Source organism: Rhodococcus erythropolis R138, assembly GCF_000696675.2.
In the GTDB taxonomy this organism is placed as follows: Bacteria; Actinomycetota; Actinomycetes; order Mycobacteriales; family Mycobacteriaceae; genus Rhodococcus_F; species Rhodococcus_F erythropolis.
Map to the genome: position 1 here is coordinate 2,712,501 of NZ_CP007255.1, position 21,839 is coordinate 2,734,339.

The window sequence follows — 21,839 nt, forward strand, 5'->3', positions numbered from 1 at the left end:
CTACTGGATGGTCTAGGGGGCCCACAAGCTTACCGAAATCAGCCAAACTCCGAATGCCGGTGAGTGAGAGCGCGGCAGTGAGACTGCGGGCGATAAGGTTCGTAGTCGAGAGGGAAACAGCCCAGATCGCCAGCTAAGGTCCCTAAGCGTGTACTAAGTGGAAAAGGATGTGGGGTCGCGAAGACAACCAGGAGGTTGGCTTAGAAGCAGCCACCCTTGAAAGAGTGCGTAATAGCTCACTGGTCAAGTGATCCTGCGCCGACAATGTAGCGGGGCTCAAGTACACCACCGAAGCTGCGGCATTCACGCAATAGCCCCCAGTTGATCCAAGGATTTTCTGGCAGGTGTGTGGATGGGTAGGGGAGCGTCGTGTGGCCATGGAAGCGGCAGGGTGACCTAGCCGTGGAGGCCACACGAGTGAGAATGCAGGCATGAGTAGCGAAAGACGAGTGAGAAACTCGTCCGCCGAATGACCAAGGGTTCCTGGGCCAGGTTAATCCGCCCAGGGTGAGTCGGGACCTAAGACGAGGCCGACAGGCGTAGCCGATGGACAACGGGTTGATATTCCCGTACCCGTGTGAACGCGCCCATGGTGAATCAGTGATACTAACCATCCTGAAGCCACGAGAAGACCTTCGGGTCTCGAGTTGGTGGATGCATGGGACCTGATCTGGTAGTAGCCAAGCGATGGGGTGACGCAGGAAGGTAGCTGAGCCAGTCAGTGGTAATACTGGTGTAAGCGTGTAGGGCGTGACCTAGGCAAATCCGGGTCACACATAGCCTGAGACGTGATGCGTAGCCGATTGAGGCGAATTCAGTGATCCTATGCTGCCGAGAAAAGCCTCTAGCGAGCTTTCACACGGCCCGTACCCCAAACCGACACAGGTGGTCAGGTAGAGAATACTAAGGCGATCGAGATAACTATGGTTAAGGAACTCGGCAAAATGCCCCCGTAACTTCGGGAGAAGGGGGGCCCTGTTTGGTGACGACATTTACTGTCTGAGCTGGGTGGGGCCGCAGAGACCAGTGAGAAGCGACTGTTTACTAAAAACACAGGTCCGTGCGAAGTCGTAAGACGATGTATACGGACTGACGCCTGCCCGGTGCTGGAAGGTTAAGAGGACCGGTTAGTTCCTTCGGGAGCGAAGCTGAGAATTTAAGCCCCAGTAAACGGCGGTGGTAACTATAACCATCCTAAGGTAGCGAAATTCCTTGTCGGGTAAGTTCCGACCTGCACGAATGGCGTAACGACTTCTCAGCTGTCTCAACCGTAGACTCGGCGAAATTGCATTACGAGTAAAGATGCTCGTTACGCGCGGCAGGACGAAAAGACCCCGGGACCTTCACTACAGCTTGGTATTGGTGTTCGGTTCGGTTTGTGTAGGATAGGTGGGAGACTGTGAAACGGTGACGCCAGTTATCGTGGAGTCGTTGTTGAAATACCACTCTGATCGAATTGGACCTCTAACCTCGGACCATGATCTGGTTCAGGGACAGTGCCTGGTGGGTAGTTTAACTGGGGCGGTTGCCTCCCAAAATGTAACGGAGGCGCCCAAAGGTTCCCTCAGCCTGGTTGGCAATCAGGTGTCGAGTGCAAGTGCACAAGGGAGCTTGACTGTGAGACTGACAGGTCGAGCAGGGACGAAAGTCGGGACTAGTGATCCGGCACCGGCAAGTGGAAGCGGTGTCGCTCAACGGATAAAAGGTACCCCGGGGATAACAGGCTGATCTTCCCCAAGAGTCCATATCGACGGGATGGTTTGGCACCTCGATGTCGGCTCGTCGCATCCTGGGGCTGGAGTAGGTCCCAAGGGTTGGGCTGTTCGCCCATTAAAGCGGCACGCGAGCTGGGTTTAGAACGTCGTGAGACAGTTCGGTCTCTATCCGCCGCGCGCGTTAGAAACTTGAGGAAGGCTGTCCCTAGTACGAGAGGACCGGGACGGACGAACCTCTGGTGTGCCAGTTGTTCCGCCAGGAGCACCGCTGGTTAGCTACGTTCGGAAGGGATAACCGCTGAAAGCATCTAAGCGGGAAGCCTGTTCCAAGATGAGGTTTCTCACCCCCTCGAGGGGGTAAGGCCCCCGGCAGACCACCGGGTTGATAGGCCAGAACTGGAAGTGCAGTAATGCATGCAGGTGACTGGTACTAATAGGCCGAGGACTTACCACAAAGAAGCTACGCGTCCACTGTGCGGTATCTGAAACAACACACAGATACCTTGATTTCGATCATCCATCATCGATCACCCCTTGATATTCACGGGTGGTGGGTGTGTGGAGGATCTGGATCACAGGTTGGTTACTGTGACAGTTTCATAGAGTTACGGCGGTCATAGCGAAGGGGAAACGCCCGGTCCCATTCCGAACCCGGAAGCTAAGCCCTTCAGCGCCGATGGTACTGCACTCGACAGGGTGTGGGAGAGTAGGACACCGCCGAACACAATGTAGAGAAGCCCCCCAACCAGTACTGGTTGGGGGGCTTTCTCGTACCCAAAACACCCCCCCCAAAAACCACCCCCCGGATCGAGCGAACGGCACGTCCGTCGCCTCAGATCGACCCAACGCCCCGTTCACACCATCAAGGGGCGGGCGCACGGCCGGCTCACCACCCCGTCCGGGATCGAGCGAACGACACTTTCGTCGCCTCAGATCGACCGAACGTACCGTTCGCACGATCAGGGCACCATCAGGGCAGGAATTGGGTGAGGAAGATGCCAGCGCCGACGCACGTAGCGACTGGTTAGCCAAGGTACAGATTGTGAACCCTCTCATAGGTGCGAAGTACTCTCCGATTTTGTGCCTTTGTCCCTAGTACTTTGGCCTAGGCTGAGTGTCATGGTGGGGTTGAGCAGCTCGCGGGTGTCGCATTTGCGACTCGTTCCGACGGAACCTGAAGAACTGCAAAGGTTTGTACAAGAAGCTGGCGGAGTGCGTGGGGGCATTCAGATTGCGCGATCGTTACGTTCGAAGAGGCGCGCGGTTCCGGCGCAATACGCGATACGTATCAGCGTCGACAATGTATCCACTCAGATCTGGCGACGAATTCTCGTCGCGTCGGATTTGAATCTGGGTGACCTGCATTCGGTGGTTCAACGGGCAATGGGGTGGAGTGACCGTCATTCGCACGCGTGGTCCAAGTCAGGAACCCGATTTCCCGGCGAGGTCGAAGAGTATGTAGCTTCCGGAAGCAACGCCGAGCAGCGCCTCGCCGGACGAGTGGCGATCGTGGAGTCTGCGGTACGTCTGGACGAGGTCATGGTCTCGCCGGGCGATGAACTTAGATATCGCTACGGACGCTTCGGAAACTGGAGTCACACGCTGACACTTGAATCTTCGGAAGTACTGCCCGACGGATTCCAAATTGTCTGTGCCGCGGGTCGCGGTGCGTGTCCGCCGGAGGAATGCGTCGGGCCTGACGAGTACGAGCAGCTCCTCGGTGTCCTCGCTTCGGAGAAGTTGCGCTCCCACGAATGGACCCTCGAATGGCCGCAAACCGAATTCGAGCCGACACGATTCGAGATCGCTGAGGTCAACAATCGGCTTCATATACCTCGACCGGACGAGATCGTTGCGCCGTACGACACCGCAATGCTCGTCGAATGCCTGGAACCCTCGCGAGTCCCGGAACTGCGCGCGGTCCTCGCCCGAGCCGGCATTGACGATGAGTCGGCAATCGGAGAGTTGGTCCACGTCGAGGCGGGCCAACGCCTTCAAGCGGTCTTGACGCTGATCGGTGTCGAAGGGGTCGACGCTGATGACTTCTTCACGACGGTCGACGCGATGCTCGACGAACCCGAACTAGGACCTGTCAACCTTCCCAAGGGGCGATCACTCTTCGCAGTACTCAAGAGATTTGGCCTGGTGCGAAAGCACAAAGGGCAGATTGTGCTGACGAAGCGGGGACAGTCAGCGCAGCGGGACGCATCAATCATGTGGTCGGTGATCGTCGACAGCGTTCCGGTGGCGCCGGGCGGCTCGCAGAGAGCAGTGGAACTTCTTGTCCTCCTCGCCGTAGCCGCTGGTTTGTCGCCGGCAGATCGTCATCGCTTCGTCGCGGGAGCACTGGAGTCGATTCGGTCGTCAAGCATCCTCATGTCCGGCGCTCAGACTTCCAAACGTGACACGTCCGGGAGCACCGTAGAGGTGCTCGGTTTGATCGGCGCTACGGGGTACGAGCTGGGGAAGTTCGGCACCAAAGAGGACTCTCCCTGGGCAGCTCACCTGGCGAGGGCGATCCTGCAGCGTTAACTCGCGCGTTCGATGCAGACAACCGAAACGGGGTTCGATCCGGCACAGCCGAATCGAACCCCGTTTCGTGTCCTGGTAGAGATCAGATGTTGACGCCGTAGTCGCGGGCGATGCCGGCGAGTCCGGATGCGTAGCCCTGTCCGACTGCGCGGAACTTCCACTCGCCGTTGTGGCGGTAGAGCTCACCGAAAAGCATGGCGGTCTCGGTGGAAGCGTCTTCCGAGAGGTCGTATCGTGCCAGTTCGGATCCATTCGACAGATCTACGACGCGGATGTAGGCGTTGGTGACCTGCCCGAAGGACTGGAGTCGGGCATCGGCGTCGTGAATCGAGACGGGGAAGAAGATGTTGGTGACGTTGGGCGGTACAGCCGGGAGGTCGACGTTGATGACTTCGTCGTCGCCGTCACCTTCACCGGTGAGGTTGTCGCCGGTGTGCTCGATGGATCCGTCGGGCGAGCGAAGGTTGTTGTAGAAGACGAAGTGCAGGTCGGAAAGAACCTTGCGTTCCGGGCCGGTGACCAACGCGCTGGCGTCGAGGTCGAAGTCGGCACCACTGGTGCTGCGTGCATCCCAGCCGAGACCGACTGCGACCTTGGTGAGGTTGGGTGCGGCTTTCGACAGAGATACGTTGCCGCCCTTGGCAAGTGTGACGCCCATTCAGGTTCCTCTCGTTCGAACGAAGTGGATTTCTTCGTTCGGGAGTTCTGTGTTGTCCGTTCTCGACTCACATTACCGTGAGCGGGTAGGTGCGGTTCGACCGAATAGCTACCTCACTCGAACAGCGCGCGAAGATCCTCGGCGTCGAGTCCGGTGCCGAGTGTCCCTTCGGCGTCCATGACATTCGAGAACAATGCCGACTTCTTGGCTTTGAGCGCCATGACCTTCTCTTCGATCGTGTCTTTGGCAATGAGACGGTAGACCATGACGTTTCGTGTCTGCCCGATGCGGTGAGTGCGATCGACCGCTTGTGCCTCGGCGGCCGGGTTCCACCAAGGGTCGAGAATGAAGCAGTAGTCGGCCTCGGTGAGGTTGAGGCCGAAGCCACCAGCCTTGAGGCTGATCAGGAATACGGGGGCTACGCCAGACTTGAACTCCTCCAACACTTCACCGCGATTGCGCGTCGAACCGTCGAGATAGCTGTACGGAATTTTTTCCACTTCGAGTCGTTTGCGGACAGAACCGAGGAACCCGGTGAATTGGCTGAAGATCAACGCACGGTGTCCGCCCGCAATGACGTCGTCCAATTGCTCGACGAGAGCGTCGACCTTGGCTGAGGGGACAGGTCCGCTTTCCTCGTCGACCAGCGAGACGTCGAGACTGAGTTGGCGTAGCACCGTCAGCGATTGCAGGATCGTGAATCGGTTCTTGTCGACGTCGTCGAGCAGTCCGAGAATCTTCTGCCGTTCGCGTTGCAGGTGGGTGTCGTAGATCGCGCGATGGCTCGGATGCAACTCGATCTCGAGTACCTGCTCCTGCTTCGGCGGCAAGTCTGCAGCCACCTGTTCCTTGGTGCGCCGAACCATCAGCGGTTTGACGCGCCGCCGAAGTTGCGCCAATCGCTCTGTGTCGCCTTCCTTTTCGATGGGAGTGCGGTAGACGTCGGTGAACGTGGTGGGGCTGGGAAACAGTCCTGGTGCAGTGATCGCAAGGAGCGACCACAACTCCATGAGATTGTTTTCCATGGGTGTACCGGTGATCGCGAGTTTGAAAGGTGCGTTCACTGCCGTCGCACTTTGGTGGACCTTGGACTTGTGGTTCTTGGCGAATTGGGCTTCGTCGAGTACCAGTCCGGACCAGACGCCCGCCGAATACGCATCGGTGTCGAGGCGAAAGAGAGCGTACGACGTCACGACGATGTCTGCCCCGTCGACGAGTGTTGCGAGGTCGGTTCTTCTGCGCCGCAGAGTATCCGTGATGACAGCGGTGTGGAGGGTTGGTGCAAACTTGGCCACTTCGGATTTCCAATTGGAGACCACGCTGGTGGGAGCAACGATCAGAAAGGGCGGCGCCGCTGGATTCGATTGCCGTGCAGTGCAGATCATTGCGAGAGTTTGCAGGGTCTTGCCCAGGCCCATGTCGTCGGCGAGTATGCCGCCCAGGCTGTGCTGCCGGAGGAAGTTGAGCCAGCGGAATCCGTCGACCTGATAGGGGCGCAGTGTTGCCGTCAACGTGGCGGGGACATCGACGGGATCGATCCCGGAACCGCCGAGCAATCCTGCGATCTGCTTCTTCCAAGCTGCTGCCTGATGTTCGACTCTTCCCAGTGCCGTCAATTCTTCCCACAGCCCGGCTTGAAACTTGCTGATCGCGAGTTTGCCGGTTGGTCGATCGAGCAGCGACCGCGCTTCGGTGATGAGTCGGTGTAGACCGAGAAGGTCAGGTGCGTCGAGTCGGAAGAAGGCGCCGTCCGGCAGCAGTATGTGAGTCTCACCCTTGCTCAGGGCGGAGAACAGCGTGGTGAACGGAACGCCTTGTCCCGCAACGTCGACGGTGACGTCGAGGTCGAACCAGTCGGATCCGCTGCTCCCGTCGGGGGCTGACGTGCTGAGGCCGATCACGACAGCGTCGTCTGCGGGCCGATAGTCGGCGGGAGTGCCCACGACGGTGAGGTCGACGTCGTCGTTCGCGTCGAGTTGGGGGAGGAGGTCGAGTGTGAACTGCATGGAATCGAGACCGGCCAACGTTCCCGCGAGAGTGGCCTTCGCCGCGGCCGCACCGAGGCTCTTGGCAATGGCATCTTCGGCAACGTGGTTGCGGATCTCGGACTCGTCGGTGGTTGTGTCTGCGGTAGAAATGATCAGTTCGTCGGCATCGACTGTGTACTTCCATGCCGATTCGATGTCGATGCGGTGGTTGTCCGCGTACGTGGCGACCAGTTGTAGCCGAGGACCGGACACAGTCGGTGGGTTGTAGGCGCCGTCGGAAGATATGACGGGAGCGAGGTTTCCGAGTTTGAACACGAACCGCGAAGTGAATGCATCCCGATGCTCGGCGGGTATGTCGACCGATTTTCCGGAGTCGATCAACTGCCTTAATTGGTGGGTTATCGGCGTGTGCAGTGGTGCGAGAGTGATCGCGTTGGCGGCGTCGAGCGCGAAGACGCCATGTGCCGGCGTGCCGACCAGTCCCCAGTCGGAATGAGTCACGATGTGCCCACCGGCCTGAATTCGGGGCGTCAGGCGGAGGTTGTTGTCTTCTACACCGTGGACGTCGAGGCAGATGCTGGCATCGTCGAGTAGGGAGATGTTGCCGAGGCCGGCCTTCGAGTGAACGAGTGAAACGCCGACGCTGATGGCCTCACGAAGAAGCGACCAGAGTTGCGGGCTTGCGAACCCGGCAAGATCGATTTCCGCGGCATTTTGATTTCGGTAGTAGTTGCCGGCGCTGTGGAGGAGATGTATGTCGCGTAGAACCCGGAGGTGATCTGCGGGGAACTGAAAAGTGCTTCCGAGTTTGTTCCAGGCGAGCCCGCCGGAGATCCACCCTCTCGCTCCTGGTTGTACGGGTTTGATGATGAGCCTTGTCGATGCGCCCTTGGTTCGGGTGGTGAATTGAATGCCAAGTCCACGTGTAGTGCGGCCGGCCGGGTCTGGTCGGAGCAACTCCTCGAGCGCGCTGTCCCATCCGAGGTGTTGTGGAGTCTTGTTCGCCTCGGCAACCGCTGCGAGCACCAACGCGACTACGTGCTTGCAGTTCATCCGCACGGGACACGTGCAGAGGCCACGCGTGAACGTTGCTGTACCGGCCGCGCTGCGACTTACCGAAATCGTGCAGGTGTACGGCTCCCGCGCAGTTCCCGATACAGCGCCGGTCAAGGTGTCAGCGGTGTCGTTCCATCCGATGGATTCGACTGCATTCTGCCGCAGGTAGACAAGTCCGCGTTCGTAGGTGGTTGTGCCCACGACAGCGCGAATTCGGTCGAGGTCGAGGGCCCTGACTGAATCCAGTTGCACGGGGCCAGCCTAGTAGCGGTGACCGACAGATCTTGTCGTGGTCGTTTGTCCAAGAAAGTCCGAACTGCACGGTATGTTCACGGAAACATCTTTGACTGGTTTGGGAGTTTCATGAGGACTGAGCGGCGTGCGTGGATCCGATCTGCGCGCACAGGTGCGGTGTGTTTGGCCGTTTGTGCACTTTCTTTGCAGTTGGGCGGACTGTCGACGGCAGCGCCGAGTTCCGGGAGCTCGGGAAGCTCGGGAAGTCTGGGCAGCGTCGAGGGCAGCGTGAGTTCGGGGTCGACGATCCCAGGACCGCTTCAGGAGGATCCGGGCCCCAAGCCGGAGCTGCGCGACGACATCGTCGTCCCGGCCATCGTCGGCGAGAAGGTGACCGCACCGCAGGCAGTCAGGCTGACGGTGGCGTCGCCTGCACTTCGACGCGAGGTCGGCGTCGAGATCTTGCTACCCGCGGACAATTCGGTTCCGCGCCCAGCGCTGTACATGCTCGAGGGCGTCGACGCCGGAGAGAAGAGCAGCGGATGGATGACGATCGGCGGCGCCCCGGCGTTCTTCGCCGACAAGAACGTCAACGTCGTGATGCTTAATGGCGGAATCGCGAGCCTGTACTCGGACTGGGAGAATCCGGATCCGCGGCTGGGACTGCACAAGTGGGAAACCTTCATCACCGAGGAGTTGCCACCGCTGATCGACGCGCGACTCAAGACCAACGGAATCAACGCGATTGCCGGCAATTCCATGGGCGCAATGGGTGCAATGATGCTCGCCCAACGCTTTCCGGACATGTATCGCGGCGTTGCCGTGTTCAGCGGCTGTTATTCCACGATGGATCCGCTCGGCCGAACTGCCGTCCAGGCCACGATTTCTTCGCGAAGCGGAGATCCGGCCAACATCTGGGGTGTGCCAGGAGGCCCCGAGTGGGAGGCACACGATTCGTTGATCAACGCAGAGAAGCTGCGTGGCAAGGAAATCTACGTGTCGACGGCAAATGGTCGTCCCGGATCCGACGAGACGCTGCAGACTCCTGAACTGCTCGAGCGCCTGGTGATCGGCGGCGGCATCGAGGTTGCTGCGCACGCCTGCACCAAGATGTTCGACGCGCGGTTGCAGGAGCTGAAGATTCCGGCGCAGGTGGATTACGAGCCGAACGGCACACACGCGTGGGCATATTGGCGTGAACGACTGCCCAAGGCGTGGCCGACTCTGTCCCGGGCATTGGGCGTCTGACGGTTCGACAACAGTGCTCGGGTTGTGGGTGCACCACAACCCGAGCGTTGGATCACTCGCAGGCGATGCCGTCGTTGTCCCGGTCGAGATGCGGGGCATATCCGTTCTGGCCCCGGTACAACGGAGCTGCGCCGGCGTTACGCACGGCAGTGCAGTTCTGGTAATACCGCGCCGGTGCGGGAGTGTTCTGCGGCGCCGGCTGGTTCTGGGGCGCTTGCGGAGCGGGCGGTGCAGGCGGTGCGAAGACCGGGGGAAGGAACGGCTGGACTGCGTCGGCAGAGCCAGTCGGAATCATGCGTGCGATCTCGATCGGTAGGAAATCGAAAACCGTGGATGCCTGAGCGGCGGGTGCGGCAACCAGAGTGATTGCGGCGCAACCTGCGATGCTGAATGCCAGACGGCGGAGCTTCATGTGACCTCGTGTTCAACTGGGCAGCCCTTCCACTTCGGAGGGCTGTGCCGGCTGAGCATACTGGTCATAACGACCAAATGGTTTATTTCAGTAAGGGTGAAACCTGGGGTGAAAAGCAGCGTCCCCGCACCGTATTGCTCGGGTGCGGGGACGCTGCTGCTGTCAGCGAGGGTTACGCGTCGACAAGTTCCTCGGCGAAGGGATCACCGTTGCGGGGAGCGTCGAAGCGCTCCTTGTCGAGGATTCCCTCACGCTTTGCGACGATGACCGGGACCAGTGCCTGGCCGGTGACGTTGACTGCGGTACGGCCCATGTCGACGATCGGTTCGACTGCGAGGAGCAGTCCGACGCCGGCCAAGGGAAGACCCAGGGTGGAGAGTGTGAGTGTGAGCATGACTGTCGCACCCGTAGTTCCGGCCGTTGCTGCCGAGCCGATGACCGAAACGACGACGATCAGCAGGTAATCGGTGAAGGTCAGCGGAACGTCGTAGAAGCCGGCGACGAAGATTGCCGCGATCGCGGGATAGATTGCGGCGCAACCGTCCATCTTCGTGGTGGCACCGAGCGGAACGGCGAACGAGGCGTACTCACGCGGAACACCGAGGTTGCGTTCGGTGACGCGTTCGGTCAGCGGCAGGGTGCCGATCGACGAGCGCGAGACGAACCCGAGCTGAGTTGCGGGCCAGACACCGGAGAAGAAGCTTCGAACCGAGAGACCGTGTGCGGCAATCAGGATGGGGTAGACCACGAAGAAGACAATGGCCAGACCGATGTAGATGGCGGCGGTGAAGACGCCCAGCGAGCCGATCGCATCCCAGCCGTAGGTGGCGACAGCGTTGGCGATCAGCGCGGCGGTGCCGATCGGGGCGAGGCGGATGATCCACCACAGGACCTTCTGGACGATCGCGAGCAGCGAAGCGTTGAACTCGAGGAACGGCGCAGCCTTGGGACCGATCTTGAGTGCAGCAATGCCGATTGCGCCGGCGATGACGAGCAGCTGCAGGACGTTGAAGCTCAGCGATGTAGTCGCCACGCCTTCGGCGACGGAAGTCTTTGCACCCAACCCCAGGAAGTTGTTCGGAACCAGTCCGGTGATGAACGCCCACCACGAGCCGGAGCTCTTGGGTTCCTTCGCGGCTTCGGCGGCGACGTCGGTCCGTGAACCGGGATCGGTGATCAGGCCGACGATGATGCCGATGATCACAGCGATGAAAGCGGTGATCGCGAACCAGAGCAAGGTCTGCACGGCCAGGCGAGCTGCATTGGCGACCTGGCGCAGGTTGGCGATGGAGCTGACAATGGCGGTGAACACCAGCGGGATCACCGCAACGGTGAGCAGCTTGACGTAACTCGAACCGATGGTCTGCACGGTGCCGACCAACCAGTTGACGTTGCCGTCGGCTGCATCAGGCATTGCCCGGGCGACGAGACCGATGATGACGCCGAGTACGAGACCGGCGACGATCTGCGGTCCGAATGCCGTCGCCCAGGACGGAAAACGGGACGTGGACTTTTCCGGCACGCCGGTGGAGGTGGAGCTGGGCATGACTATGCCTTTCGAAAATCAAGGGAGCGAAACGCAGCGCGGCACCAGAGGCCGGGCAGATTCGAAGAAATGTTTCCTGGTACGCGTCAGGTCAGAGCGAGCGCGTACACATTGCGCTCGCCTGCAGGCGAAGGTCGACGTAACGCCGACTGGTCAGGAACAACACTGTCCACACACTACTCGCAGCTTCAACTACTCGATCCCGAGGGTCGCCGCGGGAGTTCGCTTCGTGTTCGTCGGGCGTGCCCCGATCAGTCACTGTTGGTCGGTTGACTAGTCTCGACGATCAGTAGGTGCCGCACCGGCGCCTAAGCGTCGGCAAGCGGAAGCGAGAGACCGATGAGCGTTCGGAATGCCGAGTACCCGCGTCCGAAGCATTTCCTGGTGCACCTCAGTGACACGCATCTGGTGGCTCAGGGGGAGTTGTACGACGCCGTGGATGCGTCGACGAGATTGCGGGAAGTGCTCAGCGGGATCGTGGCCTCGGGCGCACGCCCGGATGCACTGATATTCACCGGCGACCTGACCGACCAGGGACACCCCGACGCATACGCGGAATTGAAAGCCATCGTGGAACCCGTGGCGGCCGAGATCGATGCGCAGGTCATCTGGGCGATGGGCAACCACGACGACCGCTCTACTTTCAGGTCTCTGCTGTTGGGCGAGGACGCCACCGATCATCCCGTCGACAACGTCTACGACCTTGACGGACTGCGGGTGATCACCCTGGATTCGTCGGTTCCCGGTCACCACTACGGTGAGATCTCGGATCGTCAATTGGATTGGCTACGCTCAGAATTGGCGGTGCCCGCGCCCGACGGAACAATTCTGGCGCTGCATCATCCGCCGGTTCCGTGCATTCAGGATCTCGCGGTTCTGGTGGAGTTGCGCGATCAGTCCCGGTTGGCAGACGTCTTGCGTGGCAGCGACGTCCGGGCGATTCTTGCTGGGCATCTGCACTATTCGACGACGGCGACGTTCGCCGGCATTCCGGTGTCCGTGGCGTCGTCGACGTGTTACACCCAGGACTTGAACGTGGAAGTCGGTGGTCAGCGTGGTCGTGACGGGGCTCAGGGGTGCAACCTGGTGCACGTCTACGACGAGACAATTGTTCATTCGGTCGTTCCACTCGGCGCGCACGTGACGGTCGGTGAGCCTGTCGACGCGGCCGAGGGAGCCCGGAGGCTCAGCGCTGCCGGTATTCGAATCCTCGAGAGCGAAAAGGCGGCACGCTCGATCATCTGAGGTGGCAGGCGGTTTCCGGCACCCCGGCGCAGTTCTGGGTGATTGCCGGGCTGTCGCGTACTCACTACCGTCGAGGTAGGTGCAGAGCTCCAGCAACAAGGACCGGCTAGCTGGACGGCAACCCTTCATGCCGATGGGGTGCCCCGGAATCACACCTGGCGATACGCGCGGTGCGTGTCGCAAGCGGCAGTCGCCACGAGAACCGTCAGTCGGGTGCTGACGGTTTCTGCGGTCGGCACTGTGCGCTCCCGAGTAGTTCTCGAACAGGAGTATGCGCCGATGACCTCCACCCCCTCTTCTCATCTTGCTCCGTTGCATCTCGCCGTAGCGCTGGACGGTGCCGGTTGGCACCCTGCAGCCTGGCGAGAGCCACACTCGCGCCCGAGTGAGCTGTTCAGCGCGTCGTATTGGACTGACGTGGTGACGACCGCCGAGCGTGGTCTGCTCGATTTCGTCACCATCGAGGACAGTCTCTCGGTGCCGGCCAACCCACTCGAGCCCGTCGACGACGCGGTTGATCGGGTGCGCGCTCGGCTCGACGCACATCTCGTGGCCGCCCGACTGGCACCGATCACGAGCAACATCGGCTTGATCCCGACCATCACCACCATTCACACCGAGCCGTTTCACGTGTCCAAAGCCGTTGCCACGCTGGATTACACCTCGCGCGGTCGCGCCGGATGGCAGGTGAAGGTTTCGGCGTCGGAATCCGAGGCAGCACAGTTTGGGCGTCGCGACATCCCCGCGCTCACCGATGCCGACCGTCAGTCGATCGTTTCAGGCGTCCTCCCGGACTTCGTGCGCGACCTGTTCGACGAAGCTGCGGAGGCGGCTGACGTAATCCGGCGACTCTGGGACAGCTGGGAGGACGGCGCCGAGATCCGCGACGTGGAGCAGCGCCGGTTCATCGACCGAGACAAGCTGCACTACATCGACTTCGAGGGAAAGTACCTCTCGGTCCGTGGACCGTCGGTGACTCCGCGCCCGCCGCAGGGGCATCCCGTCGTTACCGCGTTGGCACATCAGCGGGTCGCGTACGAACTGGCGGCGCGGACGGCCGATCTGGTGTTCGTGACGCCGTTCGACGACGAGCAGGTCACGGCAATCCTGGGTGAAGTGCGAGCAGCCGAAGAACACGTGCAGCGCACCGGCGAACCTCTTCGGGTCTTCACCGACATCGTCGTCTTCTTCGATACGCCGGAAGAAACCGGAAAGGAACGGCTCGCTCGCCTCGACGCGCAGGCCGGCGCCGAATACCGTTCGGACGCGCTGACCTTCACCGGCTCTGCTGCGGAGTTGGCGGATCTCCTGCTCCGGTGGCAGCAGTTGGGAATCGACGGCTTCCGGTTGCGGCCGGGCGTCCTCGTGGACGACCTCGACGCCATCGCAGGTGAGCTGGTGCCTGAATTGCAGCGACGCAACGTATTCCGCACCGAATATCCGCAGACGAATCTTCGCGGACTCCTTGATCTACCCATCGACGTTCCCAACCGCTACGCCGCCGGCACTCCGGCCGCCTGACAGACGAGGAATAGATTCTCATGAGTTCTCAGAAGCGTAAGCAGGTCATCCTGGGTGCCTACCTCGGCGGCGTCAACCATCACACTGCATGGTGGGATCCGCAGGCGGGCAGCCAGATAGAGTTCGATTCTTTCGAGCACACCGCTCGAACCGCCGAGCGTGGGAAGTTCGACTTCTTCTTCCTCGCCGAAGGCCTCGCCCTTCGTGAGCGTGCGGGACAGATTTTCGACCAAGACATCATCGGTAGGCCGGACACCTTCACGGTCCTTGCGTCGTTGGCGGCGGTAACCGAACACCTCGGATTGGCCGGCACCATCAACGCCACGTTCAACGAGCCGTACGAACTGGCCCGCCAATTCGCGACGCTCGATCAGTTGTCCGGAGGGCGTGCCGCCTGGAACGTCGTCACCTCGTTCGACGCATTCACCGGCCAGAACTTTCGCCGCGGCGGATACCTCGACCGCGCGCAACGATACGAGCGTGCGGAGGAGACCGTAGCGCTGGTGCGTGAACTGTGGGATTCGTGGCGAAGCGACGACATCGTGGCAGACAAGGCATCAGGGCGCTTTCTCGCGCGACCGGATGCCGGTGAATTCGCTTTTCATGGATCGCATTTCGACGTGAACGGCCGATTCACAGTGCCGCGTAGCCCGCAAGGGCGCCCGGTTATTCTGCAGGCCGGGGTGTCGCCGCAGGGGCGCGATTTTGCTGCCGGCAATGCCGACGCGATCTTCTCACCGTACGGTCAGTTGCCCGAGGCGGCCGATTTCTATCGCGATATCAAAGCACGTGCCGTCGCGGCCGGACGTGACCCGGGTGACATCAAGATCCTGCCGTCGGCGAGTTTTGTTCTCGGCACCTCGGAGGCAGATGCGATCGAGAAGTACCGAGAGATTCGCGACCAGCAGGTCACCGGCCAGACCGCTTTGGTTCTGCTCGAACAGATCTGGAATCTCGATCTGTCGAAGTACGACCCCGAAGGACCACTACCCGATATCGCTCCGGATCCCGAGGCTCCGCCGATCATCCAGGGCCGCGCCTTCATTCACCAAGATCGTTTCGCGACCGTCGCAAAACTGCGCGCGGTAGCCGAGAGCAAGAAGTTGAATCTGCGCGAAGTGGTGATCGATCAGTTCGAGCGTGGACCGATCGTCGGTACACCGCAGCAGGTTGCCGAGAAAATAGATTCGTTTGTCAGCAACGACGGTTCGGACGGATTCATCCTCGGGTCGCACCTCGTGCCGACCGGCCTCGACGAGTTCGTCGACGACGTGGTGCCGCTGCTGCAGGATCGAGGTGTTCTCCGCAGTGACTACGAAGGAACGACGTTGCGTGACAATCTCGGACTGCCCATCCCGGTGCAGCGGGAGCGTGCGACAGCACGCTGATCGACCGAAGTAGCAAGGGCCCAGCCGAAATCGGCTGGGCCCTTGTTTTGTCTAGGCTTCCCAGGGCGCCGGGATGGGGTAATAGCTCTCCAGAAACTCCGTGATCTTGCGTGTGCGAAGTTCCAGATCGATTTCCGGAGCGCTGCCGTCGTTGAGGCAGAAGAAGTCCATGGAGCGCTTGGCGAGCAGTGAGTCCATGTCGCGCAAACCGGCTTTGACCGTCGTATCGACGTACTTGACGGCTGCGGACTTCTGTACCACCGACCGTCCACTCATCAGTGTGTAGTAGTGATACAGCGAATTGGTCACCGAGATATTGGAACTCGCGCGGAAGGTGCTTGCTGCAGTTGCGGCGAAGTCTTCGGCGAACTCGCGTTCCATCTCGGCCATCACGCTTTTGCGTAGTGGCGTCGCTGCGTGCTCCAGATGCCTGGTGGTCATCAGACCGAAGCGGTCCTGGAGTAGCCGGCGGTTGACGCGAGCCGCATTCTCGAACCCGCTGCGGTCGTTGTCGTTGTGTCCCAATCCGATTCTGGTGTCGGCCTCGATGAACATGCTGATCCCACCGGGGGAGAAGAACATGTCCGGGCCGACGGGGCGACCGAAGAACATGTCGTCATTGGAGTAGAGGAAATGCTCTGCCAGACCCGGAATATGGTGCAGCTGGCACTCGACAGCTTGAGAATTGTGGGTGGGCAACACACTTGGATCGGCGAAGAACTTTTCGCTGGGCATGAACGTGACTCGCGGATCGTCGGCAAGCCAGTCCGGACGATCGGAATCGGTTGCGACGAAGATCCGCCGGATCCACGGCGCGTACATGTGGATGGATCGAAGCGCGTATTTGAGCTCGTCGATCTGACGGAAGCGCGCTTCTGATTCGTCGCCCTCTCCGACGATGTAGTTCTGCATGCGCTTGGCGCGCTGAGCCTGAAACTCCTTGGAAGAGCCGTCGACCCAGGAAAAGACCAGATCGATATCGAAGCTGATATCGGAGGCATGATCGGCGAACATGTTCTCGATAGTCGGCCAGATCCGGCCGAATCGCTCGACGGTTCCTCGGACAGCTTCTTCGGGGAGGACGGTTCGTCGTGTCAGTGAGTTCTCGACGGGTAGGACGATTTCTTCGTCGGAAATCGACCACAATTCGATTTGAACGCCGATGTTCGCGCCGTAGTTCATGCCGCTTGCGACGTGAACCCGCGGACGGAACAAGCGGAAGATCCGTGACTTGTTGGTTTTCGACAGGGCACCGTCCGCGACAAGGAGCGCTGGGCTCTTCTTCGCGTCGACGGTTTTGGAATAGAAGGGTGCGTTGGCGCATCCCTCGACAAGCGCCTGCCGCAGGTTTTTGCGCTCGGTCCAGCTCACCGCGATCACGGGGCGCTCGTCGTTTCCGCGGACGAGCAGATACTCGATTCCTGCGGCGTCGAGGATGTCGCGGATGAAGAGGAGATCTTCGACCATCGCTTCGAGCGGCGTGGTGGTCGTGATCGCGAGGGCAAAACGATTCTTGAATCGGACGGTCTCGGGTAGCTCGCCCATCCGTGCGCGTGACGCGGCCGACGCCGGTTCCACGGGATTGGGGCTGTCCTGCTCCGGGGGTACGAAGTAGATGTCGTGCGGAGCGGGAGATTCTGTAATGGGATGCCTTCCGATTCTGATCCAGCTGTGTATCTGTCGCCCCCGACGCTGCGAGAGCGTGGTGGCGACGAGCTCAGTCTATGCCGTCGGCGCCGAAAGTCGGACATGAGTGACGGCGATGGGTAGGGCGGGGCGAGTCGGGTACCCCGAGGACCGAAGCGAGAGTGAAGGAGGAGAACCGATGCGTGTGAAAGCGATGGTCGGAACAGGCGCGATGGCTGTTGCGCTGGCCGCCGGCCCAGTTGCCACAGCTTCTGCTGAAGGCGCCGAGACGGCGGGGTCGGAGGGTTCACCGGAGATGCTGACCTGCGAGGTGGTCTTCGATGCACTGGAAGACATGAGCCCGGAATGGACGGAAGAGGGGATCGATCAGGTCGAAGACTGGTGTGAGGCGATCACCGGCGAAGAAGACTGAACGTCAGCCGCGCGAGATCACTCGTCGCGACAGTCGCCACCGCCCATCTTCGAGCTCGAACTCGTCGGCGTAGCTCCCGACGCCACTGAGCTTGGGAGTTGTGGTCGTGTCGACGTAGAACGTCCACACCGCATCCGCGCGGGCTGTAGTTTCCGACGTCACGTTCACGGCGATCGCCGTGGTGACGTGACGTGTGAACGTGCCAGGCCCTTGAATTCCGGCCGCCCTGCGCTCGACTACTCCAGCAGCAATTTCTTCACGGCCACGTCGTACCTGTGCGGGGATACCGCGATCGGGATTGGCCGGCATGTTCCATTCGGCCTCGCGTGTGAACTGCTCCACGTAATCCTCGACCGAGCCGGTATCGGCAAGATGTGCGATGCGAGCGAGCGTTGAACGAATCTGTTCGGCAGGGCCCTCGGGTTGCATGCTGTTCTCCGTACGTGTGGGTGCTGTGGTGGATCGCAGGATATTGCCCGTGGACCGACCGAACACCGAGGCGTCCCAGTCAGTGGCAGCAGTTGAGAGAAATTCAGATCACCGTGAGTTCAACTATTTCCCCGATATCAGGGGAAATGGTTGAGTATCCCCTGAAGGCAAAAGCCTTAATTCCGACCGGGAGGTTTCACACCGTGTCCGTCGCTCCTCGATGTCGGCTCTGACTTCTTCAGCGCCACAACGACTGTCGTAGCAGCTCGCTTTTCTGAATTCCCGGGAGTGAGCATGTCGGAACGACACTCTTTCCCATTCTCGCAAGCGTGTGCCCTGAGAGTGCACAGCTGCGCACCTATTACGAAGGACAACACCTCCGTGAACTCGTCTCTTTCGACGGCCGGTCTCGACCGCCGTGCCTTCTTCCGTGGCAGTGCGATCGCCGCATTCGCCATCTTCGGTAGCGGCTCACTGGCCGCGTGCTCCTCTGCAGTCGGCGAACAACGTTCGGACACAGGTGAATCAGTTGAGCCGGTTCGAGGTGGGACGCTCACACTGGCGATACCGGACGACGTCAGCCCTGCGGCACTTTTGACCAGCACCACCGTTGCCGGTGTCACGATATCCGGGCTCGTGTACGAGACCCTGACCCGCTATCCACTCGATTCGGTAGTGCCACAGCCAGTTCTGGCCAAGGCCTGGAAGCTGTCCGACGACGGGCTTACGCTCACGCTCGATCTGCGCGATGACGTCACCTTCCACTCCGGCCGGCGCTTCACCTCCGCTGATGCGGAGTTCTCGCTGCGCACCTATGCGGACCCGAAATTCTCGGCCCAGCTCAGGAGTACGGCGGCCGCCATCGCCGGCTTCGACTCTTCGGATCCCAATACGCTGGTTCTCACCCTCGCACACCGAACCGGGAACATCTTCGATCTTCTCGATCTAGCGCCGATCTTCGACCCCGAAACGTTCGACAAGGCGGTGACCGGTGAATCCTTCGTTGGTACGGGCCCTTTCGTATTCACCTCACGCACCCCGAACAGTTCCATCTCCTTCGATCGGAACCCGAACTACTGGGTCGCCGAGCGGCCGTACCTCGATCACGTGGAAGCGCGGATCGTTCCGGACGCCCAAGCGCGCCTGACATCGCTGAAGTCCGGACAGGTCTCTCTTGTTGCTCCGGCGTCGTTGCCCTTCCGTGACTCACAGAACTTGGCCAAGACCAGCGGGTTCGTGACAACCTCGATCGAGGGTGCGGAACTACAGATATACCTGGGCGCAAACGTCACCGCCGACGGGCTGACCGATGTGCGGGCACGAAAGGCGTTGGCCTACGCGATCGATCGTGACCGCATCATGAGTGAGGTGTATCGCGATACGGGGTATGCGGTCAATCTGCCGTGGCCGAAGTCGTCGCCCGCCTACGACGCTGCCAAGAACGCGACCTACGCTCGCGATGTCGACAAGGCGCGCGCCCTGGTCGGCGATCTGGGTGCACTGCCGACCATTCCGTTGACCTACACAGGAGCGAGCCCGGATTTCGAAGCCGCCGCGCAGATCGTGCAGGCCAATCTCGCCGAGGCAGGGATCCGCGTCGAATTGGATCCTGTCGAGGCATCCATCTTCGTCAAGCAGTTGATCGGCGCTGAGTTCAAAGGACTTTGGCTGACCAATCACACTTTTGCGCAATATGTTCCGTCAACCCTGACGGTCAGCGCCTACCCGTTCAACGCTGCACACAATGCCTCGAAGTTCAGTTCGCCGGCGTATTCCGCCGCAGCGGAGGGTGCGTGGCAGGTTCCCGACGGTTCGAGCGATGAGGCAAAGAAACTGTATGCCGAATTGGGCACGCAACTGTTGAACGAGTTGTTCTTGATCGAGATCGGTGTTGTCGTGCCGCAGGTATCGGCGGCCGAGACCGTTCGTGGTCTGGCCTGGACAAAGGGTCGCCAGCCACAATTCGCCAACACATTCCTGGCGTAGGGGATTCGATGATTCGTTACATTGCGGGGCGACTACCGTCGGCGGTGGTGGTTCTCTTCCTCGCGTCGATATTGATCTTCTCGGTGATGCGTCTGGTGCCTGGCGACCCCGCGTTGGCTCTCGCCGGCCCCGATGCAACTCCGGAAGCGATTGCAGCCATTCGTCATTCGCTCGGTCTCGACAAGTCGATTCCCGCGCAGTACCTGACCTGGATCGGCGACGTACTGACATTGGATCTCGGGCGTTCGTTCGTTCTCGGGGGCCAGATTTCCGATCTGGTGCTGGCGGGGTTGGGGAACACCGCAGTTCTGGCGGGAAGTGCGTTGCTGCTGGCCGTCGTGTTGAGTCTGGTGCTCAGTGTTGCGGTGGTGGTGTGGCCGAAGAAATGGCTGACCTCGGTGGTGAACCTTCTCAACACTCTCTCGGTTGCTCTGCCCAACTTCGTGACCGGTATCCTCCTGGTTCTCGTCTTCGCGGTGCTGATTCCGGTTCTGCCATCCGGTGGTGTTCCACCAGGTGGGTATCTCGCTCGTCCCGACATCACGTTCCAGTACCTGCTGCTGCCGTCACTGTGCCTCGCACTTCCTGTCGCGGCCGCTCTCACCAGGTTCCTGTCCGAAGCGCTGCGCACCGAGATGGCGCAGCAGTACGTGATAACCGCTCGCGCAGCCGGTGTGCCACGGTGGAACTTGGTTACACGCAGTGCATTACGCAATGCACTGCCAACCATGCTCACCGTGCTCGGAATTCAGACCGGGCACCTTCTCGGCGGAGCCGTACTGGTTGAGGCGATCTTTGCCTGGCCTGGCATCGGCCAATTGATCGAGCAGGGAATCGGTCGGCGGGATTACCCGGTGGTGCAGGTGCTGCTCCTGCTGTCGGTCACGATCTTCGTTCTGATCCAACTTCTGACCGACATCGTGCATGCCTACCTCGACCCACGCATCCGAATCGGAGGGCAGCAATGACGGTGGCCGATCAGTCTGTTGACGAAAGGGTTCTGCGATCTCGTCCTGTGGGCGCTGCTCTGACGCACGGTCAGGGGTTGGCGGGTGTGTTGATCCTGGTGGTCATCGCAGTAGCGGGAATTGCTGCTCCACTGTTGACCCACTACGGGCCCAACGAGCAGATCGAGGGTGCAAATCTGCTGGGGGCCAGTGCACAGCACTGGTTCGGAACAGATCAGGTCAACCGTGACGTCTTCGCCCGTTCTCTTTACGGAATCCGGATCAACCTCGTAATCGTGCTCGTCGCGGTGCCAGTGGGCGCGATCATCGGTTCGCTCGCAGGCCTGGTGTCGAGTATCAATTCGGTGGCAGATGTCATCGCACAGCGGATCTTCGATGTGATTCTTGCCTTCCCGCTGTTGATTCTGGCGATCACGTTGGTCGCGATCACGGGGCCGGGAGTAGCGCCGGTGATCGCGGTGATCGTGGCTGCTGAAATACCCTTGTTCGGGCGCCTGGTGCGAACGACGGTGTTGAAGGTGCGCGAACTCCCGTTCGTGGAGTCGGCCGAGGTAATCGGTGCGGGGCGGTGGTGGGTACTGCGTAAGCATGTGCTGCCCAACGCCGTAGAACCGCTGGGTGTGCAGATTGCGCTCTCCATGTCGGTTGCGGTGTTCGCCGAAAGTGCGATGAGTTTTCTCGGAATCGGCGTGCGCCCGCCGGATCCGTCTCTCGGTTCGATCATCGCGGGCGCCATTCCGAACCTCGATGCCAATCCGGCCTACGCGATCGGACCGTTGGTGATCGTCTCGGCGTTGGTCCTGAGCTTCCTGCTGATCGCCCAGGGACTGGGCAAGGCCCGCCGAATCTGAAAT

At 60.7% G+C, this 21,839-nt stretch carries 15 protein-coding genes, 2 rRNA genes and 1 riboswitch (1 of these 18 only partly in view); of the genes, 11 read left to right on the forward strand and 6 right to left on the reverse strand.

Annotated elements, in window-relative coordinates; genetic code table 11:
- The 3 genes from H351_RS12735 to H351_RS12745 all read left to right on the forward strand — a co-directional run.
- Positions 1-2,169 (forward strand): 23S ribosomal RNA (locus H351_RS12735); it begins 966 nt to the left of the window's first position.
- A 152-nt stretch (positions 2,170-2,321) separates the two neighbouring features.
- Positions 2,322-2,438 (forward strand): 5S ribosomal RNA (gene rrf, locus H351_RS12740).
- Between the two features lie 489 nt (positions 2,439-2,927).
- Positions 2,928-4,247, forward strand: a complete 1,320-nt coding sequence (locus H351_RS12745) for a plasmid pRiA4b ORF-3 family protein (RefSeq protein WP_244891484.1) — start codon at positions 2,928-2,930, stop codon at positions 4,245-4,247.
- Positions 4,248-4,329: 82 nt separating this feature from the next.
- Here H351_RS12745 and H351_RS12750 read toward each other — a convergent pair whose 3' ends face one another.
- Together H351_RS12750 and H351_RS12755 are read right to left on the reverse strand one after the other, a co-directional pair.
- Positions 4,330-4,905, reverse strand: coding sequence for a TerD family protein (locus H351_RS12750; protein ID WP_003940660.1), 576 nt, complete (start codon positions 4,903-4,905; stop codon positions 4,330-4,332).
- Between the two features lie 113 nt (positions 4,906-5,018).
- On the reverse strand, positions 5,019-8,201 hold the full coding sequence (locus H351_RS12755) for a DEAD/DEAH box helicase (protein WP_029255773.1): 3,183 nt from the start codon (positions 8,199-8,201) through the stop codon (positions 5,019-5,021).
- Positions 8,202-8,312: 111 nt separating this feature from the next.
- Here H351_RS12755 and H351_RS12760 point away from each other — a divergent pair, with 111 nt between their 5' ends.
- Positions 8,313-9,431 (forward strand): alpha/beta hydrolase, encoded by a 1,119-nt coding sequence (locus H351_RS12760; RefSeq protein WP_019749282.1) that lies wholly within the window; start codon positions 8,313-8,315, stop codon positions 9,429-9,431.
- 52 nt (positions 9,432-9,483) lie between these two features.
- On the opposite strand, the gene H351_RS12765 is transcribed toward H351_RS12760, so the two are convergent.
- A complete protein-coding gene (locus H351_RS12765; protein WP_020970160.1) occupies positions 9,484-9,843 on the reverse strand; it encodes an excalibur calcium-binding domain-containing protein in 360 nt (119 codons plus the stop codon).
- Between the two features lie 172 nt (positions 9,844-10,015).
- A complete protein-coding gene (locus H351_RS12770; RefSeq protein ID WP_003940669.1) occupies positions 10,016-11,389 on the reverse strand; it encodes a dicarboxylate/amino acid:cation symporter in 1,374 nt (457 codons plus the stop codon).
- A gap of 339 nt (positions 11,390-11,728) precedes the next feature.
- Here H351_RS12770 and H351_RS12775 point away from each other — a divergent pair, with 339 nt between their 5' ends.
- The 3 genes from H351_RS12775 (at position 11,729) to H351_RS12785 (ending at position 15,543) form a co-directional block, all read left to right on the forward strand.
- Positions 11,729-12,634: a phosphodiesterase gene (locus H351_RS12775; RefSeq protein ID WP_020970159.1), complete on the forward strand. Its 906-nt coding sequence runs from the start codon at positions 11,729-11,731 to the stop codon at positions 12,632-12,634.
- A gap of 78 nt (positions 12,635-12,712) precedes the next feature.
- Positions 12,713-12,826: riboswitch (SAM riboswitch) on the forward strand.
- Entirely contained in the window at positions 12,809-14,155 is a 1,347-nt protein-coding gene (locus H351_RS12780) for an LLM class flavin-dependent oxidoreductase (protein ID WP_029255772.1), read from the forward strand. Its footprint overlaps the riboswitch before it by 18 nt.
- Positions 14,156-14,175: 20 nt before the next feature.
- Positions 14,176-15,543, forward strand: a complete 1,368-nt coding sequence (locus H351_RS12785; protein WP_020970157.1) for an NtaA/DmoA family FMN-dependent monooxygenase — start codon at positions 14,176-14,178, stop codon at positions 15,541-15,543.
- Positions 15,544-15,594: 51 nt separating this feature from the next.
- Here the strand turns inward: H351_RS12785 and H351_RS12790 are convergent, their stop codons facing one another.
- Complete coding sequence (locus H351_RS12790) at positions 15,595-17,088, reverse strand: stealth family protein (RefSeq protein ID WP_020970156.1); 1,494 nt, start codon at positions 17,086-17,088, stop codon at positions 15,595-15,597.
- 280 nt (positions 17,089-17,368) lie between these two features.
- Between H351_RS12790 and H351_RS12795 the strand changes: the two genes are divergently transcribed.
- The gene (locus H351_RS12795) at positions 17,369-17,602 is read left to right on the forward strand and encodes a hypothetical protein (RefSeq protein WP_024488025.1); all 234 of its coding nucleotides are present in this window, start codon (positions 17,369-17,371) and stop codon (positions 17,600-17,602) included.
- Between the two features lie 3 nt (positions 17,603-17,605).
- Here the strand turns inward: H351_RS12795 and H351_RS12800 are convergent, their stop codons facing one another.
- Positions 17,606-18,031 carry a nuclear transport factor 2 family protein gene (locus tag H351_RS12800; protein WP_020970154.1) on the reverse strand — a complete coding sequence of 142 codons (426 nt, stop codon included), beginning with the start codon at positions 18,029-18,031 and terminating at the stop codon, positions 17,606-17,608.
- Positions 18,032-18,412: 381 nt separating this feature from the next.
- On the opposite strand from H351_RS12800, the gene H351_RS12805 reads away from it, so the two are divergent.
- The 3 genes from H351_RS12805 to H351_RS12815 are packed head-to-tail and all read left to right on the forward strand — an operon-like array spanning position 18,413 to position 21,836.
- Positions 18,413-20,017, forward strand: coding sequence for an ABC transporter substrate-binding protein (locus H351_RS12805; protein WP_029255771.1), 1,605 nt, complete (start codon positions 18,413-18,415; stop codon positions 20,015-20,017).
- A gap of 8 nt (positions 20,018-20,025) precedes the next feature.
- The gene (locus H351_RS12810; protein ID WP_029255770.1) at positions 20,026-20,985 is read left to right on the forward strand and encodes an ABC transporter permease; all 960 of its coding nucleotides are present in this window, start codon (positions 20,026-20,028) and stop codon (positions 20,983-20,985) included.
- A complete protein-coding gene (locus H351_RS12815; protein ID WP_029255769.1) occupies positions 20,982-21,836 on the forward strand; it encodes an ABC transporter permease in 855 nt (284 codons plus the stop codon). Before H351_RS12810 ends, H351_RS12815 begins: the two co-directional genes overlap by 4 nt.
- Positions 21,837-21,839 lie beyond the last annotated feature (3 nt).